Raw genomic sequence first — 16,487 nt, forward strand, 5'->3', positions numbered from 1 at the left:
TTTGATACTTATTTGTTTATTATAGTCTAATAATACTTGTTTTTCTCTAGCAACTTTCTTACAGGGTTAAGTGGCTTTTAATGTAAACGTAGCTCTCCAATTTTGACTCTGCTCCTGCCCTTCGACGAGGGACGGACATAGCCATTAAAGAGCGATTAGCTTTGCCCCGCATATTTGTCTCCTTCTAAAGAACTCCAATATTCAGGCTCATCTTTTAGTATTTAATCTTTTTTGGTAAAAGTTATATATATATTCAAATAAACTAGTGTAGCACCTAGCCCTGAGAGTTTCTGAATCTAAACTTAATAAGATTATCACAGATTTAATCTGGCTCAATGTACGTGTTACTAGAAACTTACTATATCACTCATCAGGTGTGCACGTGGAGCAAGCGACGATCCAAACAGTAGCCAGCGCCTCGCCCAGACTGGCAGATACAAGCGGAAGGCGGGAATCAGCTCCCCTACCTTAAAAACCCAAAATTCAAACCCAAAAAAGGTGAGCCAAGCCCACCTTTTTTTTATCTAAAACAATTACTTTTTAACGAACCCAAGCCCGCGCATTACGGAACATCCGCATCCACGCGCCGTCTTCGTCCCAGACCGCCGGTTTCCAGCTGTGATTGTACGCACGTAATGTACGCTCAGGATGCGGCATCATAATCGTGACGCGACCATCAGTGCTACATAAACCAGTGACACCGCCGACCGAACCGTTTGGATTGAGCGGATACGTCTCAGTTGGCTGACCTTGACTGTCTACGTAACGCATGGCGAGTTGACCATGTTTTGCCATGCCATCGATTTCTGTAGCATTAAGTGTGGCAAAGCCTTCACCGTGGGCAACAGCGATCGGTAAGATACTGTCTTGCATGCCTTTAAATAATATCGATTTAGTGCGCTCAACTTTTACGTTGACCGTACGCGCTTCAAAGCGAGCCGATTTATTCGCGATAAAGCGTGGGAAGTTCTCCGCACCAGGGATTAAGTCTTTGAGCTGTGCCATCATTTGACAGCCGTTACAGACGCCAAGGGTAAAGGTTTCTGGACGCGAGAAGAAGCGTACAAACTGCATGCGCAAATCGTCATGGAACAGGATAGAGTTCGCCCAGCCCGAGCCTGCGCCCAATACATCACCGTAGCTAAAGCCGCCACAGGTCACCAACCCTTCGAAGTCGCGTAGATTAATACGGCCTTTTAGCAAGTCGCTCATATGGACGTCTACTGCTTCAAAGCCTGCTTGGGTAAAGCCTGCTGCCATTTCTAACTGACCATTAACACCTTGCTCACGCAAGATAGCGACTTTTGGTTTATTGGCACGGCTATTTAGATAAGGCGCTTCAATCGCTTGGCTCAAATCAAAGTTTGGCGTGGCAATCAGACCTTGATAGCTGCTATCAGTAATCAAGTCATATTCTTGTTGTACGCACGCAGGATTGTCACGGCGACGGGCGATTTGATAGCTGACCTGACTCCACTCTTGCTGTAATTTGCCACGGCTAAAGCTTAGGGTTTTATCACCCATTAACGTTGGGGTTTGGATAAGTAAACTTTCTTCTTCAGAGCTCTGACCGACTAGGCTCAGCATATCGCTAACATTAAACTCTTCTGCCAATTGCATCAATGCTGGCACGTCTTCTGGCATAACTTGAATAACCGCGCCTAACTCTTCACTGAACAGTTGACCTAATAAGTTGTCATCGGTTAATGACAGCTTGATACCTTGACGACTGGTGAATTGCATCTCAGCGATAGTGGCAAGCAAGCCGCCATCACCGATATCATGATAGGCACTGATAACATCTTGTGCGTTACCGGCTTGGATAAAGTTAAAGAAATCAACCAAGTCGCTCGGCTGCGTTAAATCTGGGCAGTCGTTACCTAATTGGCTAAGCGTTTGCGCAAGGATTGAACCGCCTAAACGCAATTTCCCTTTGGACAAATCAATTCGATAAAACGCGCTATCGCCATTGATTAGCTCAGGGGTTAGGGTTTGCGCGACATCAACTACTGGCGCAAAGGCGGTAATGACCAAGCTCATTGGCGAGACAATTGATTTGTCTTGTGCGCCTGCTTCTGCACTATTATCCGTCCAATTGGCACGCATCGATAGCGAATCTTTACCCACTGGAATAGCAATACCGAGTGCCGGACATAATTCTTCACCAATCGCATGTACCGCATCAAATAATGCGGCATCTTCTACATCATCACCGCAAGCCGCCATCCAGTTTGCTGACATCGTAATGTCTGACAATTGCGCAATACACGCGCCAGCAATATTGGTAATGGCTTCACCAACCGCTAATCGTGCAGAAGCGGTTGGGCTAATCAAGGCGACCGGCGTACGCTCACCGACACTCATGGCTTCACCGCTCATCGGTTGCCCATCAAGATTGAGCAAGCTAGATGCCGTTACCGCACAGTCAGCGACGGGTACTTGATAACGACCAACATATTGATCACGCACTACCATACCGGAGATAGAACGGTCACCAATGCTAATTAGGAACGACTTGCTAGCAACGGTAGGATGACGTAAGACGTCAGTAATAGATTCAGCTAGATTAACCTCACCAAGTTCCAACGCTGGCAAGGTTGACTCTTGACGGCTAAAGCTACGCTTCATTTGCGGCGTGCCACCAAGCAATACTTGCATCGGCATATCGACTGGCTGTTCAGCTAGCAATTCATCATCGACGATTAGCTGACGCACATCAGTTGCGGTACCCAAGATGGCATACGGGCAGCGCTCACGCGCACAAATAGCATCGAACTGCGCTTCGCTTTCAGGATGAATCGCTAGCACATAACGCTCTTGCGCTTCATTCGACCAAATTGCCATTGGCGACATGCCAGCCTCTAACGAAGGAATGCGACGTAGGTTTAGATGCGCGCCCATTTCATGGTCATTAACCAATTCTGGCATGGCATTTGATAAGCCGCCTGCGCCGACATCATGGAGCGAGACAATTGGGTTACCATCTTTACCAGCATTACTAACATCGACATCATTACCCGCTAGTGCCCAGCAGCGATCCATCACTTCTTGACAGCGACGTTCCATCTCAGCATTATCACGCTGTACCGAGGCAAAGTCTAAGCCTTCATCTAATGAGCCACTATCGACTGAAGATGCGGCACCACCACCCAAACCAATTTGCATCGCTGGGCCACCAAGGACGATTAATAAATCACCTTGCTGAATACTGTTTTTTTCAATTAGGTTGCGTTTGATATTGCCATAACCACCCGCCAGCATAATTGGCTTATGATAACCACGCATTTGACTACCATCTTTTGCCGCTGAGGTATCAAGCTGGAAGCTACGGAAATAACCGCATAGACTCGCGCGACCAAACTCATTTGAGAAGTTGGCACTTCCTAAAGGCGCTTCCGTCATAATCTCAAGGCTGGTGGCCATACGCTCGGGCGTACCATAATCTTTTGTGCTTACATTGCCTGACTGCTCCCACTTTTCTGCTAGCTCAGGAATATGGAGATGCGAGACATGGAAACCAGTTAAGCCTGCTTTAGGCTTACCGCCACGACCGGTTGCGCCTTCATCACGAATCTCACCACCAGCGCCAGTAGCTGCACCCGCATAAGGAGCAATCGCCGTTGGGTGATTATGAGTTTCAACTTTCATTAAGATATCGATTTCTTCTTGATGGAAGCTATATGGATGCGCTGACTGCTCATTCTTGGCATCTTCAGGAACCGGACAAAAACGCCAGCCTTCAGACCCGGCCATAACCGCCGCGTTGTCTTTATAAGCCGACAAAATACCTTGTGGATTTTTCTGATAAGTATTCTTAATCATTTGGAATAATGATTTGGCTTGTACTTCGCCATCAATCGTCCACTGCGCATTAAATATTTTATGACGGCAATGCTCAGAGTTGGCCTGCGCAAACATCATTAGCTCAACATCAGTCGGATTGCGTTTCAGCTCATCGACATAGGCATTCATTAAATAGTCAATATCTTCGCTAGATAATGCAAAACCAAATTCTATATTAGCTGATTCTAGAGCTGTACGCCCTTCTTCCATCACATCGATATGATTCAATGACGCTGGCGGTTGGTCGTCAAATAATTTACTAGTTTCTGTTAAGTCATAAGATAAGCTTTGGGTCATACGGTCAAATAATAACTGCTCGCCCACTTTAGGTAGCTTCTTATTAACCTGAATATCAGCCACATTATCTGCAAGCGTTAAGGTATAAACAATCACCCGCTCAACCCGATTAATCTTAATCTCACAGTTATTAAAAATATCGGTCGCTTTACTGGCCCACGGCGATATCGTGCCAAAGCGTGGTCCAACTATCACTTGTAATTGATTGTTTTGCGGTGCATCAAGTTCGAGACTAGCCTCAACACCTAATAGATCCAACGCCTTTTTATGCTCATCACCCTCTAATTCCCGTGATAGCACATAGACTTGCTGAGTGCTAATCTGGGTAACATTTAGATTGGTTTTTTGCTGAAACTGACTGATGAGTTGCTGCGTCTGAAAATCGGTCAAAAACGGTTGTCCGGCGATGGTCATCATAAAGGCATATTCCATGGGATTAGACAAAAGAGGCATCACTGCCATACAAAGTAAAGAGTCTGCGCATTATAACAAGAAGACCTCTAATAAGCAGGTATAAACCACTATAAATCCTCCCTTTTCTTATCTACTTAACACTTAAAATTTATAACATAGACACGCTTCCATCGATAACAATCGACACATTTGACTAGCATCCGTACACAACTGCTTTCCGTTTTACCTAACCCTCGTATACCTTACAAACATTCACACCCTATTACTGGTAACCTATATAACTATGTTAGCAAATCTCGCTATTCTAGAGAACGTTAATTACCAGCCGAATTTATTCATTTTAAATTAAAGTATAAATTTACAAAATCAAGTTACTGTAATAAGTAGTTATAATAATTTTTCTAACCCCAATTCACCATCACAAGGATAGTCATTATGAGTAATCAAAAAAGTATCGATAAGATTCAAGAAGTCATAAAAGACGTTAAATTTGCCATGATGAGCACAGTTAATAAAAAAGGTGATATTCACGCTTGGCCAATGACTACGACTGAAACGAGCCTTGGTACCAAAGAGATCTGGTTCATTGGTGATAAAACCTCAGATGTGGTGAAAGATATTCAGGATAACAAAAAAGTAGGCCTGTCTTACGCGACGCAAGATGCGAAAAACTATGTCTCTATCAGTGGTGATGCAGAGCTATCGACAGACAAAGACAAGCTAGATGAGCTGTGGTCAGCGATGGACAGCGCCTTTTTTGAAGAAGGTAAAGACGATGAGGATGTTCAACTTATTAAGGTTGTGCCTCATGGTGCAGAATGTTGGATCAGCGGTAGTTCTACAGTAAATATATTCAAAATGGCGGCAGCAGCGGTACAAGAAGGCAAAACGGCTGAAGATATCGGCGAAGTATTCTCAGTATCTTTATAGAGTAAGAAGATTATCTACACTTTTGTCCGATGAATACGACTGAAACGAGCATTAATGCTAAGGAGGTTGGGTTCATTGGGTATAAACCCTCTAAATGCGTTGAAAATATCAAGAAGCATCCAGAAGTGAACAATGCAGAAATAGTATTTCATGATAAAAAAAATAATAGCATAATATGTTAACAACGAATAAAAGACCTATGAAAAACGCCAGTAGCGATAAGCCTACTGGCGTTCTTTTAATATTTAATGTTAATCTTTTAAAATTAACCGCTTTGCTTCAAATAGGGCCACGCTGCTTTCAGGTAAATAAACATCGACCACAATGTTAGAATAACTGCTGCTACCATCAAACCATAACCAATGAGCTCAAGTGACTCCCAGTTTAGTAACAGCACCGTGATAGCAATCATTTGAAAAACAGTCTTTAACTTACCAACGTAAGATACCGCCACACTGGTACGATTCCCTAATTCTGCCATCCATTCGCGCAGTGCTGACACCGCAATCTCACGTGAAATAATGACAATCGCCGCTATCGCCATAATGATATTTGGATGCCACTGCACTAAGATAATTAGCGCGGCTGCCACCATGAGCTTATCAGCGACAGGATCCAAAAACTGCCCAAAGGCTGACACCACCTTAAACTTACGGGCAAAATAACCATCTAGCCAATCGGTAATCGCTGCAATTATAAATACGCCAGTTAACAATAAATGCCGTAGCAAGCTATCGCTAAACTCACTCATTCCTACCCGTGCGATGACGTTATCCGAAATCGGAGGCATGCCAATACCCATTGCTGGCGGCCAGTAGGCAATCGCCACGAATAGCGGAATCATTAAGATACGCGCAATGGTGAGGTTATTGGGTAAATTAAAAATACTTTTATTGTTTTGCGCAGGTTGTGAGTCTTGCGCGTGCAGTTGTGTGCTCTCGGTCATGAAAAACCCAGTTTAATATAGACTTGAGGATGGCGGTTAGCTTAGCATTTTTCAGCCATGCCGTCATGCCATCTCTGTATGTTCATCGATACTGATAATACTTTATAAAACAAGTTATTTTCTCTTCTAAAACCATACTAGGAGTACTGCCATTAGTATTAGTAATTCTCCTAAAAGCTATACATATCGGGACCTATAAAAGGTGGCTATGTTAGATTGAATATCTCTCGAAGAGTGACACTGTATTAAAACTTTCTTTAACGTAATATCATGTAACTAAGCTGACTCAATAGGAATTACTTCCGCTATGATGGATATATCGAAATACACGTGTATACTAAAATTTATAAGTAGCTATAAAAAAGTATCGAATCAATATCAATTCCTCTCATCTCGGCAATTAATAATAATCCCTGTATTCGTAATTTAACTATATAACCTGTTTTCCTCAGCCCACAGTTTCCTCCTCTGTGGGCCTTTTTTTGCCCGTTAAACAATTCATGATCCCCTGCCTTTATAACTTTCAGTGTAACTAGACAATAAGAAGTGTGACATCGCACCAGCCAAATTTACTGAAAGTTCCGCATGTCTAGGTTTTGGCTTGATATTTACTACACCTTGTCCGTGAGCATCACCAACATTGTTACGTAGCTGGCCTAAGCCATTCACTATACCTGAACAACCGCCAAGGATTTGTTTAAACACTAGGTTTGTCTCGTATTGACTAGCTGACATTTTCAGCAATTTAGAGGTTAGCTTGTACAGTTCTGACAAATCAGAGTTCTTATCATATAGAGCCTTTTCAATATCTAGAATATGTTTACAAACAGACTCAATGAGACTTCTAGAGAGAGTAATTGCACCTTCTGGATCATTAGCTTTACGCTCTATAGCTTTCTTCCACATATCATCTATATATCCAGAGTCGATAATCTCAATAGACTTTTCGAAGGCAGGACGCATTCCTGTTTTGTCAAACTCTATCGCATTGATTAAAGCTGAAAACTCGCTATAAATAAAACTTCTGCGCTCTGCATAAGAAGCGTATTTAGCTTTAATCATTTGCCAAAACTGATTTAAATCTCTCGCATGTTTTACAAAGTCAGGCACTAAGCTACTAAATTTTGAGTTTAGAACCACTCTTCTCAAAACAACATAATCGCTATCAGTACAATTACCCCCAGTAGCCCTAGAAATCAAAATATTCTGAAGCCCTTTTGATTGATCATAAAGCGTCGGTAAATCGCTTAGAATATTATTTTTTACATCCATTACCATTCCTATTTTTTTATCAATTTATGAAATTAGAAAGTATTCGCATTGAGCAAAATGCTTGGGATTATAGTGCACATTGGAAGATTGAATAAGGGCTATAGCAGATAAGGACATAGGGTGCGTTTTACACACCATTTGACTTACTCTAAGTTTTTGGCGCATGGAGTGCGCCCTACTAAGCTAAAAGATACTATCACCACAAAGAAATGCCCCTTACCTGAATAACAGATAAGAGGCGCTTTATTTTACCTTATAGCTATAAGCTTATTTTATGCGCATATCGCCGGTTTCAACGTAACGCTGATGCCATGACAACGCTTCGTTGAGCATATGAGGCGTTTGCATGCCAGCCGTTTTGGAGGCGCGATCAAAATAATCTCGCAGCATCGGACGATAGTCTGGATGCGCACAATTATCGATAATCGCTTTGGCACGTTGACGTGGGGCAAGACCGCGCAGGTCAGCTAAACCTTGCTCAGTCACAATCACCATCACATCATGCTCAGTATGGTCAACGTGGGATACCATCGGTGTGATACAAGAGATAGCGCCATCTTTGGCCACTGATGGCGATACGAAGAATGATGTGTAAGCATTACGCGCAAAGTCGCCTGAACCGCCCAAACCATTCATCATGCTAGTGCCCATGACGTGGGTTGAGTTGACGTTACCATAGAGATCACACTCGATCATGGCATTGATCGCAAGTACGCCTAAGCGACGCGACACTTCAGGGTGATTGGTGATCTCTTGTGGACGCAAAACAATGCGGGCACGCAGCTCTTCAATATTGGCATTAAACAGATCAAGTGCATCTGGGCTTAACGACAGCGCAGTGGCAGACGCCATGGTCATTTTTCCAGACATAATTAGATCTAACATACCATCTTGTAACACTTCAGTATAACCCGATAAGTTCTCAAATGGGCTGTTTTCTAGTCCTGCCAATACCGCATTGGCCACGTTACCCACACCAGATTGTATCGGTAATAAGTTAGCTGGCAGACGGCCTTTTTTGACCTCATCATGGAAAAAGTCAATGATATGGTTGGCAATTTTGTTGGAGTTTTCATCCGGATCAGCGAACTTGCTATTACGATCTGGCGAGTCGGTTAAGACAATACCCACAACTTTATCTAAATCACAAGTCAAGTACGGATCGCCAATGCGCCCGCCTGGGGTAACCAGTGGAATTGGTTTGCGATTCGGCGGCATACCAATATCATTATAAACGTCGTGCATGCCCTCAAGCATTAAGCTTTGTTGGCTGTTGACTTCTAAAATGATCTTATCGGCATTATTTAACCACGCGTTGCTAGTGCCAATTGAGGTCGATGGTATAAGGCGTCCATCTGGCAAAATACCTGCCACTTCAACGACAGCCATATGCATATCGCCATAAAACCCAATGGTACTTTGTTGGGCGACATGTGATAAATGCATATCAAAATATAAGGCTTCACCAGCATTGATTTGTTTACGAAGCGCAGGTTCTGATTGATAAGGGGTGCGCCATTTGATGCCATTGGCATCAGCCAACACACCATCACACTCAGTAGCAGTAGAGGCGCCAGTTAACAAGCCAATTTGAAAATCTTCACCGCGCGCGTGGGCAGCTTCCATGTGTTTGGCAAGCGCCGCTGGTATGGCTTTGGGGTAACCTGCTCCGGTGAACCCACTCATACCGACATTCATATCGTTTTTGATAAAGGAGGCCGCTTCATCAGCAGACATGATTTTATTGCGCAAACCTTCGTGAAGTACGCGCCCTTCATGGTTAATTGAACTCATACTGTTTCTCCTAGTAACTTCCATATTAAAATTAATCCTCATTGCAATGAGGAAAAGTTTAAACGAGACTGTATTTGCAGTTTCGTTTCAGAGTTTTGAACCATTTTATAATAAAAAACCCCAGACCTGAGGTACTTGGCGTGAGCACTATTATAACGATACTGGTGGTCTCAACAACCATTTTTTTATATTGGCTTGGGTATCGTAAATTACCCTAACAGCTCATAAAATATGCTGAACAAGTTTAGCGAGATTATAATTTTAAGCAAGCGTGTCTATCAACTACTTATCAAAGGAGCCTTGTAGCGTTTCAATAGGTTATAGACAACGTGTTTGTTCACGTTGCTATTGGCGCTAGTACTGCTCTATCAGAACTGCCAAAACGATGTCAACGGTTGAAGCTTTGGGGTAAGCTGATCACATTCTATTAGCTCGCCTCATGTTGGACCGTATTATAAAGCAGTTAATCTTTTTTAGCTCTTACGTTTTCAATTATGAGCGATAAAGCCATGACTGCGAGACGCATAAAGGCTGTGGTATTTGCAGTTGGTAAATAGTGGGCGGACTGGTCTGCTGCTTTTCTGCTTTCATCATATAGAGCCAGCCATAAAAAATTGCTACTAAATACCCAATGTTTAATGACAGGCTAATTTATTAGTTCAGAGTAGCCGTTATCGCTTGCACCGTATCTGCCGCCATCTGATAGCAGCTTTCGATATTACCTTGCCCACACCAATCGCCACTAACGATCCATTGATGACTATTATCCACTAAGATGCCCAGTTCTTTATCGGTTTCATTATTATTAACGGTTGCGGCATAACGCCAGCGGTGACAGTCTATTTGGCTGGGTGCAGTATCGCTATTCCACTTAAGGGCTTGCTGGGCCGCTTCTAACAACTTTTCTTTTACCGTTTCGATATCATCATCAACATTCTTTTGTGACCAGTCATTACGCGCATGAATGGTGATGCTAGGTAGCAGGTCACCATGCGCGGGTTTATGATGTTCAATAAATATTCTATCGAGTGGCGAGTCATTTACATAAGCCACATCCCATATTGGCGTGGCTGTACTTTTTAAAATATCCGGTAGCTGTTCAATACTATCCCAACCGAGCATCAGTGTATAACAGGCCTGCATTTGCGGTTTACAGATTTGCGCTTGTTTAGTGAAGCCGCTATCTGCCATCAGTTCTACTGCTTGCTGATTTGGCACGGTACAAACCACCCAGTCAAACCAGCCTAAACTTACACCAGTTTCGTCAAACAGTTCAGTTTTTTTGTCGGTAGTATTCTTTGATTTACTAAGTGGCGCGACATGGGTTTTAAACTTAACTGTGGTCAGACGTAAATTATCCGCCAACGCTCGCCCCCAACTGGTCATTTTTAAGGTGCTGATATAACGCGCATGAGTGGTATTCCATTGCTCTTTTTGCTTAATACTGGGCGATTGCTGCTTGTCATTGGCAGGCGTTAACTCAACCACTTGCACCATGGCTGCAATAAACCTGACTCTAGCCACGGCTTAATAAATTGCGAAAAGCTATCAGACTTGGCGGTAAAAAACTGCGCGCCAAACGCCCATTGCCAGTTTTTATTAGTCCGCTCATTAGTACGATAACGGGTGGCCAAACGACCCACGCTACGTGATTTTTCAAAGATTGTAATCTGTGGCAAGCTTGATTTACTTTTTTGCTGAGCTGATAGTTGGTTACAAGCTTGCTCTAACAATGTGGCGGTAAATAAGCCGGTTAAACCACCGCCAACGATTGCTATTTTCGATGCCGTCTGTGGTGTGTTTTTATTATTAGAACTGTTATTAGAGTCGGATACGGAGTGATCAGTCATAATGACAATGTGCCTGAAATATGGGTAAGTAATTAGAAAAGAGGTAGGTCTGTTAAATAAACGTCATGTTAATAAATATTTTTATAATAGACCTTCAATAAAAAGTCATGCTATTTTTAATAACATGACTTTTTTGGAAGTTTAACAATGATTACTTATTAGGAACTATCAACAGGCCTTACGTTCCGCCTTAACCACCTCAATAATTTTATTAATCACTGAGCTATCTGCCAAAGTGGACAAGTCGCCAAGGCCAACATATTGACCCGCAGCAAGGTTACGCAAGATACGGCGCATAATTTTACCGGAACGAGTTTTGGGTAAAACGTCAACGATATAGATAGCATCCAGATTGGCAATTGGGCCTATCTCAGAATGGACGTGTCGATTTAGCTCCAACTTCAGATGGTCGCTGACCACCTCTCCTGACTTAAGAATAATAAAAGCAGCGATACCTTCGCCTTTAATGTCATGCGGCATCCCAACGACCGCCGCTTCAACGGTAGAGGGATGCGCATCAATTGAGCTTTCGACTTCAGCAGTACCTAGCCTATGCCCGGAGACATTGAGTACATCATCGACGCGGCCCGTAATCCAGTAATGGCCGTCTTCGTCGCGCTGGACGCCATCACCGGTAAAGTAACTGCCAGGATACTCAGTAAAGTAGGTCTCCAAAAAGCGCTCATGATCGTTGTAGATGGTGCGCATCTGTCCCGGCCAACTGTTACTAATCACTAGATTGCCGTGAGCAGGGCCTTCAAGCGCAGTGCCGTCGGTATCCATGACGTCCGGCTTGATGCCATATAGTGGATTCATCGCAGCGCCCGGCTTCAGTGCTACCGTACCTGGTATAGGTGCCAGCATGATGCCGCCTGTTTCGGTCTGCCACCACGTATCGACAATCGGACACTGACCACGGCCGACGACATTATAGTACCAATCCCATGCTTCCGGATTGATCGGCTCACCGACCGTACCGAGCAAGCGCAGGCTTGAGCGCTTCGATTCACGGACAAAGGCGTCACCCTCTTTCATCATCGCCCGAATAGCGGTAGGCGCGGTATATAAAATACTAATATTGTGCTTATCAACAATGTGCCCGACTCGCGCCCACGTTGGATATTCTGGCACGCCCTCGAACATGACCGTCGTCGTGCCATTAGCGAGGGGCGCATACGTGGCATAGGTATGACCGGTAATCCAACCGACATCAGCGGTACACCAATAGATGTCATCTTCTTTGATATCGAATACATCACGGAAGGTGGATAGCGCGTAGGTGATATAGCCACCAGTGGTGTGTAGCACGCCTTTGGGCTGACCTGTCGAGCCCGAGGTATATAATAAAAATAGCGGATCTTCAGCGTTCATGACTTCTGGTTCGCACTGCTCGCTTTCACCGTCGACTAAAGTATGATACCAAACATCACGGCGACCGCTCATCGGCACTGAGTTGCCAGTACGATGTACTACGATGACATTTTCGACACTATCGGTGCCTTCCATATCTAGCGCTCGGTCAACGTTCGCTTTTAACGGAGTGCGCTTATTACCACGCAAGCCTTCATCGGCAGTAATGACTAGCTTAGACTGGCTATCAACGATACGGTTGCCGAGACTTTCCGCAGAAAAGCCGCCAAACACTACCGAATGTACCGCACCAATACGGGTACAGGCCAGCATCGCCATCATGGCTTCTGGTATCATCGGCATATAAAGAGAGACTCGGTCGCCTCTTTTGATACCTAGTTTACGCATGGCGTTACCGAGGCGGCAAACCTCAGCATGTAATTCTTTAAACGAGATAATTTTATGTAGGGAAGGATGATCGCCCTCCCAAATAATAGCGGGCTTATAAGGATTGGTTTTTAAATGCCGATCTAAACAGTTGACCGAAATATTCAGCTCACCGTCTTCGAACCATTTAATACGGAAGTCATCTAAATCATAATTAATATCACTAATTTTGGTTGGCTTTTTTATCCAGTCGATAAGCTCAGCACGTTTGGCCCAAAAGTCATCATTGTCCTCATAGGAGGCGACAGACTGTTTATAGTCACGGGCGTATTGCTCAGAGGTAGTATTAGCAGCAGCGACAAATTCAGCTGCAATAGGAAAAGATTTCTGGGTCATGATAATTTCCTTTTTTAATTATTATTACCTGCATGGGCTGACGATAATAATAGCTAACAGTCAATAACTGCAAGCGATACAGACGTATAGGGTGTCATCTTCCATAATGAATGACTCCCAATTCTAGTTTGACAAATAAGAGCAGCTGATGCAAGGCATCAAGCGCTAATTACAACATTATCATTTATAATAGCTCTCTTGTATAACAAATGCCTTCTATAAACCGGAATCGCTATGAGTAATCCCCATACCCATTATGATGTCATTATTATTGGTGCAGGCGCGTCAGGACTATACTGCGCGCTGACTGCCGGTCGCCGTGGTCGCCGTGTACTGGTGCTGGATCATGCCAATAAAGTCGGCAAAAAAATCCTAATGTCAGGGGGTGGACGCTGTAACTTTACCAATTATTTCGTTGAGCCTGAACATTTTATCAGCGCCAATCAACACTTCTGCAAATCCGCGCTAAGCCGCTACCCGAGTTGGGAATTTATTAGCATGGTTGAGCAGCATAAAATCGCCTACCATGAGCGTGAGCACGGCCAGCTATTCTGCGATGATTCTGCGCAAGATATTGTCACTATGTTGCTTGATGAATGTGCAGCGGCTGGAGTACAAGTAAGGCTTAATACCCAAATTGAGCAAGTTGAAGTTAATAAAAGTGATGACAATCATAATAAAGCACGCTTTCATTTATTGACGGGCAAAAAACTCAGTAAGAAAGAAACGGCAAATAACGCAAATGCACCTCAGACTAACTATAGCTGCGAGTCATTGGTCATCGCGACTGGTGGTTTATCTATCCCGACCATGGGCGCTAGTGGCCTTGGTTATGAATTAGCACAGCAGTTTGGGCACACTTTAGCATCTATAGATCCCAGCCTAGTGCCGTTTACGTTTACGGATAAAACAGGCGATCTGCTTCGAGCTTTAGCGGGCATTAGCTTACCGGTAATTGCTAGCAATACGCGCACCTCATTTAAATTACCCTTATTATTTACCCATCGCGGTTTGTCTGGTCCTGCCATGTTGCAGCTGTCCAATTATTGGCAAACGGGTGAGTATATCGAAATCAATCTGCTTCCTGACACCGATATTACAGCATTACTGCTCGACCATAAAAAATCGCATCCAAGACAATTAATTCGTACTGTTCTAGCAGATTATACCGATAATGCCTTGCCCAAAAAATTACTGACTGCCCTACAAACAACTTTATGGGAGGATATAAAAGATACTGAACTGGCCAATATTAAAGATGAACGCTTAATCGCACTTGGAGCCGCTATTAATGGTTGGCAACTTAAACCGTCTGGCACTGAAGGCTATCGCACGGCGGAGGTGACACGCGGCGGGGTCACAACCGATGAAGTGTCATCTAAGACTATGCAAAGTAATCATCAAGATGGCTTATATTTCATTGGTGAAGTTCTTGATGTTACGGGATGGCTTGGTGGTTATAACTTCCAATGGGCTTGGGCCAGCGGTTTTGTTTGCGGTGAAGTGGTTTAACTGCGTTTCGTTTATCCTAAAAGACTCACAATAAAAAGCCACCTCACTAATAATAGCAAGGCGGCCTTTTTATTGGATATTATTGATGCTTTAATAGCCATGTCTAAGTAACTACTTCTAAATAACTTCTTAGATGGTTGTCTTTAAAATATCAACTATTGAGCTTTATCCATAAACGGATAATCAGTATAGCCTACCGTGGTGCCACCATAAAAGCTCTCTGGATGCTGCTCATTAAGCGGTGCATCTTGGCGGATACGCTCAGCCAAATCAGGGTTGGCAATATAATCACGACCAAAAGCCACGGCATCAATATAACCTTCTCGAATATTTCGTTCAGCTTTCTCAACGCTATAACCACCCGCTGCGATAATCATCTGATCAAAAGCTTTACGGACACGCTGGCGGAAGTCGTCGCTATAAGGCGTACCCCCTGCCCAATCGGGCTCAGATAAATGCAGATACATGATACCGCGTTTATTCATTTGCTCGAATAACCATATATTTTCATCTTCATGATAGCCAGCTTCAACATTATTAAAAGTACCCAGCGGAGACACTCGAATACCCACATGATCGGCGTCCCAAGCCCCAACGCAGGCATCGATAACTTCTAACATCAAGCGCGCGCGATTGTCGCGACTGCCACCGTACTCATCATCACGCTGGTTGGTATGTTCCGCCCAGAATTGATGTAGGAGGTAGCCATGAGCACCATGAATCTCGACACCATCAAAACCTGCCTCATGAGCATTTTTGGTGGCATGAGCAAAGTCAGCCGCGACTTGCTTGATCTCATCAATAGTCGCGGGGCGCGGCGTAGTGGCATCAACCCGAATGGCTTGATTTCTGCTGTCGCGAAGCGAGGTACGAATGCCTACATTAACATTGGAGGCAGAGATGGGCGCTTTACCATCAGGCTGCACACTTTTATGCGCGACAAGGCCAGTGTGCCAAAGCTGTAGTACAATTTTGCCACCTTTAGAATGGACATTATTGACAATCACTTTCCAAGCAGTCATCTGATCTTGGGTATGAACGCCAGGCGCGCCAGCATAGCCTTTTGCTTGAAAAGATACTTGCGTGGCTTCTGCGATAATCAAGCCTGCACCAGCACGTTGCGAGTAATATTCACCTGCTAATGCCGTTGGCACGTCGCCTGGTTCGACCGCACGCAGGCGAGTCAAAGGTGCCATAATAATGCGGTTGTTTAAAGTTTGAGTACCCATTTTCAGGGGTTCAAATAATAGATCGTGTGCCATGGTGTGCCTTATGTAAACTTGGTATTTACTTGGTTTATTACTATGTATAAAACATATTAGCGCTAGAAATCTTGCTTAAAAATGCCAGCAAATATGCTTTCATCGTTTTCCTTTATAGGGGATAGGTAGGCTTATTCAAGTAAATTTCACAAACAAAAACACCGATATAGCATGATATCGATATTTATAATACTCATTGTTCAAGTACTCTTATAACCGTATTAAGCTAATAAG

The 16,487-nt window shown here is 43.8% G+C and carries 10 protein-coding genes; 2 read left to right on the top strand and 8 right to left on the bottom strand.

The window, feature by feature from the left end:
- Positions 1-540: 540 nt before the first annotated feature.
- Positions 541-4,557: a phosphoribosylformylglycinamidine synthase gene (gene purL / locus JMY06_RS00225; protein WP_201615623.1), complete on the bottom strand. Its 4,017-nt coding sequence runs from the start codon at positions 4,555-4,557 to the stop codon at positions 541-543.
- A gap of 432 nt (positions 4,558-4,989) precedes the next feature.
- On the opposite strand from purL, the gene JMY06_RS00230 reads away from it, so the two are divergent.
- On the top strand, positions 4,990-5,484 hold the full coding sequence (locus JMY06_RS00230; RefSeq protein WP_201615483.1) for a pyridoxamine 5'-phosphate oxidase family protein: 495 nt from the start codon (positions 4,990-4,992) through the stop codon (positions 5,482-5,484).
- Between the two features lie 265 nt (positions 5,485-5,749).
- Here the strand turns inward: JMY06_RS00230 and pgsA are convergent, their stop codons facing one another.
- From pgsA to acs, 6 genes are all read right to left on the bottom strand, one after another.
- On the bottom strand, positions 5,750-6,430 hold the full coding sequence (pgsA, locus tag JMY06_RS00235; RefSeq protein WP_201615484.1) for a CDP-diacylglycerol--glycerol-3-phosphate 3-phosphatidyltransferase: 681 nt from the start codon (positions 6,428-6,430) through the stop codon (positions 5,750-5,752).
- 498 nt (positions 6,431-6,928) lie between these two features.
- Positions 6,929-7,702, bottom strand: a complete 774-nt coding sequence (locus JMY06_RS00240) for an abortive infection family protein (RefSeq protein WP_201615485.1) — start codon at positions 7,700-7,702, stop codon at positions 6,929-6,931.
- 267 nt (positions 7,703-7,969) lie between these two features.
- Positions 7,970-9,496, bottom strand: coding sequence for an acetyl-CoA hydrolase/transferase family protein (locus JMY06_RS00245; RefSeq protein ID WP_201615486.1), 1,527 nt, complete (start codon positions 9,494-9,496; stop codon positions 7,970-7,972).
- Positions 9,497-10,150: 654 nt separating this feature from the next.
- Positions 10,151-10,993, bottom strand: coding sequence for a hypothetical protein (locus JMY06_RS00250; RefSeq protein ID WP_227672083.1), 843 nt, complete (start codon positions 10,991-10,993; stop codon positions 10,151-10,153).
- On the bottom strand, positions 10,972-11,346 hold the full coding sequence (locus JMY06_RS11725) for an NAD(P)-binding protein (protein WP_227672084.1): 375 nt from the start codon (positions 11,344-11,346) through the stop codon (positions 10,972-10,974). The genes JMY06_RS00250 and JMY06_RS11725 overlap by 22 nt, the downstream gene beginning before the upstream one ends.
- A 168-nt stretch (positions 11,347-11,514) precedes the next feature.
- Positions 11,515-13,479 (bottom strand): acetate--CoA ligase, encoded by a 1,965-nt coding sequence (gene acs, locus JMY06_RS00255; protein WP_201615487.1) that lies wholly within the window; start codon positions 13,477-13,479, stop codon positions 11,515-11,517.
- Positions 13,480-13,713: 234 nt separating this feature from the next.
- Between acs and JMY06_RS00260 the strand changes: the two genes are divergently transcribed.
- Complete coding sequence (locus JMY06_RS00260) at positions 13,714-14,991, top strand: NAD(P)/FAD-dependent oxidoreductase (protein WP_201615488.1); 1,278 nt, start codon at positions 13,714-13,716, stop codon at positions 14,989-14,991.
- A 155-nt stretch (positions 14,992-15,146) separates the two neighbouring features.
- Here the strand turns inward: JMY06_RS00260 and JMY06_RS00265 are convergent, their stop codons facing one another.
- On the bottom strand, positions 15,147-16,253 hold the full coding sequence (locus tag JMY06_RS00265; protein ID WP_201615489.1) for an alkene reductase: 1,107 nt from the start codon (positions 16,251-16,253) through the stop codon (positions 15,147-15,149).
- Positions 16,254-16,487: the final 234 nt, after the last annotated feature.

Origin of the sequence: Psychrobacter urativorans, from assembly GCF_904846675.1 — a bacterium.
GTDB classification, from domain to species: domain Bacteria; phylum Pseudomonadota; class Gammaproteobacteria; order Pseudomonadales; family Moraxellaceae; genus Psychrobacter; species Psychrobacter urativorans_B.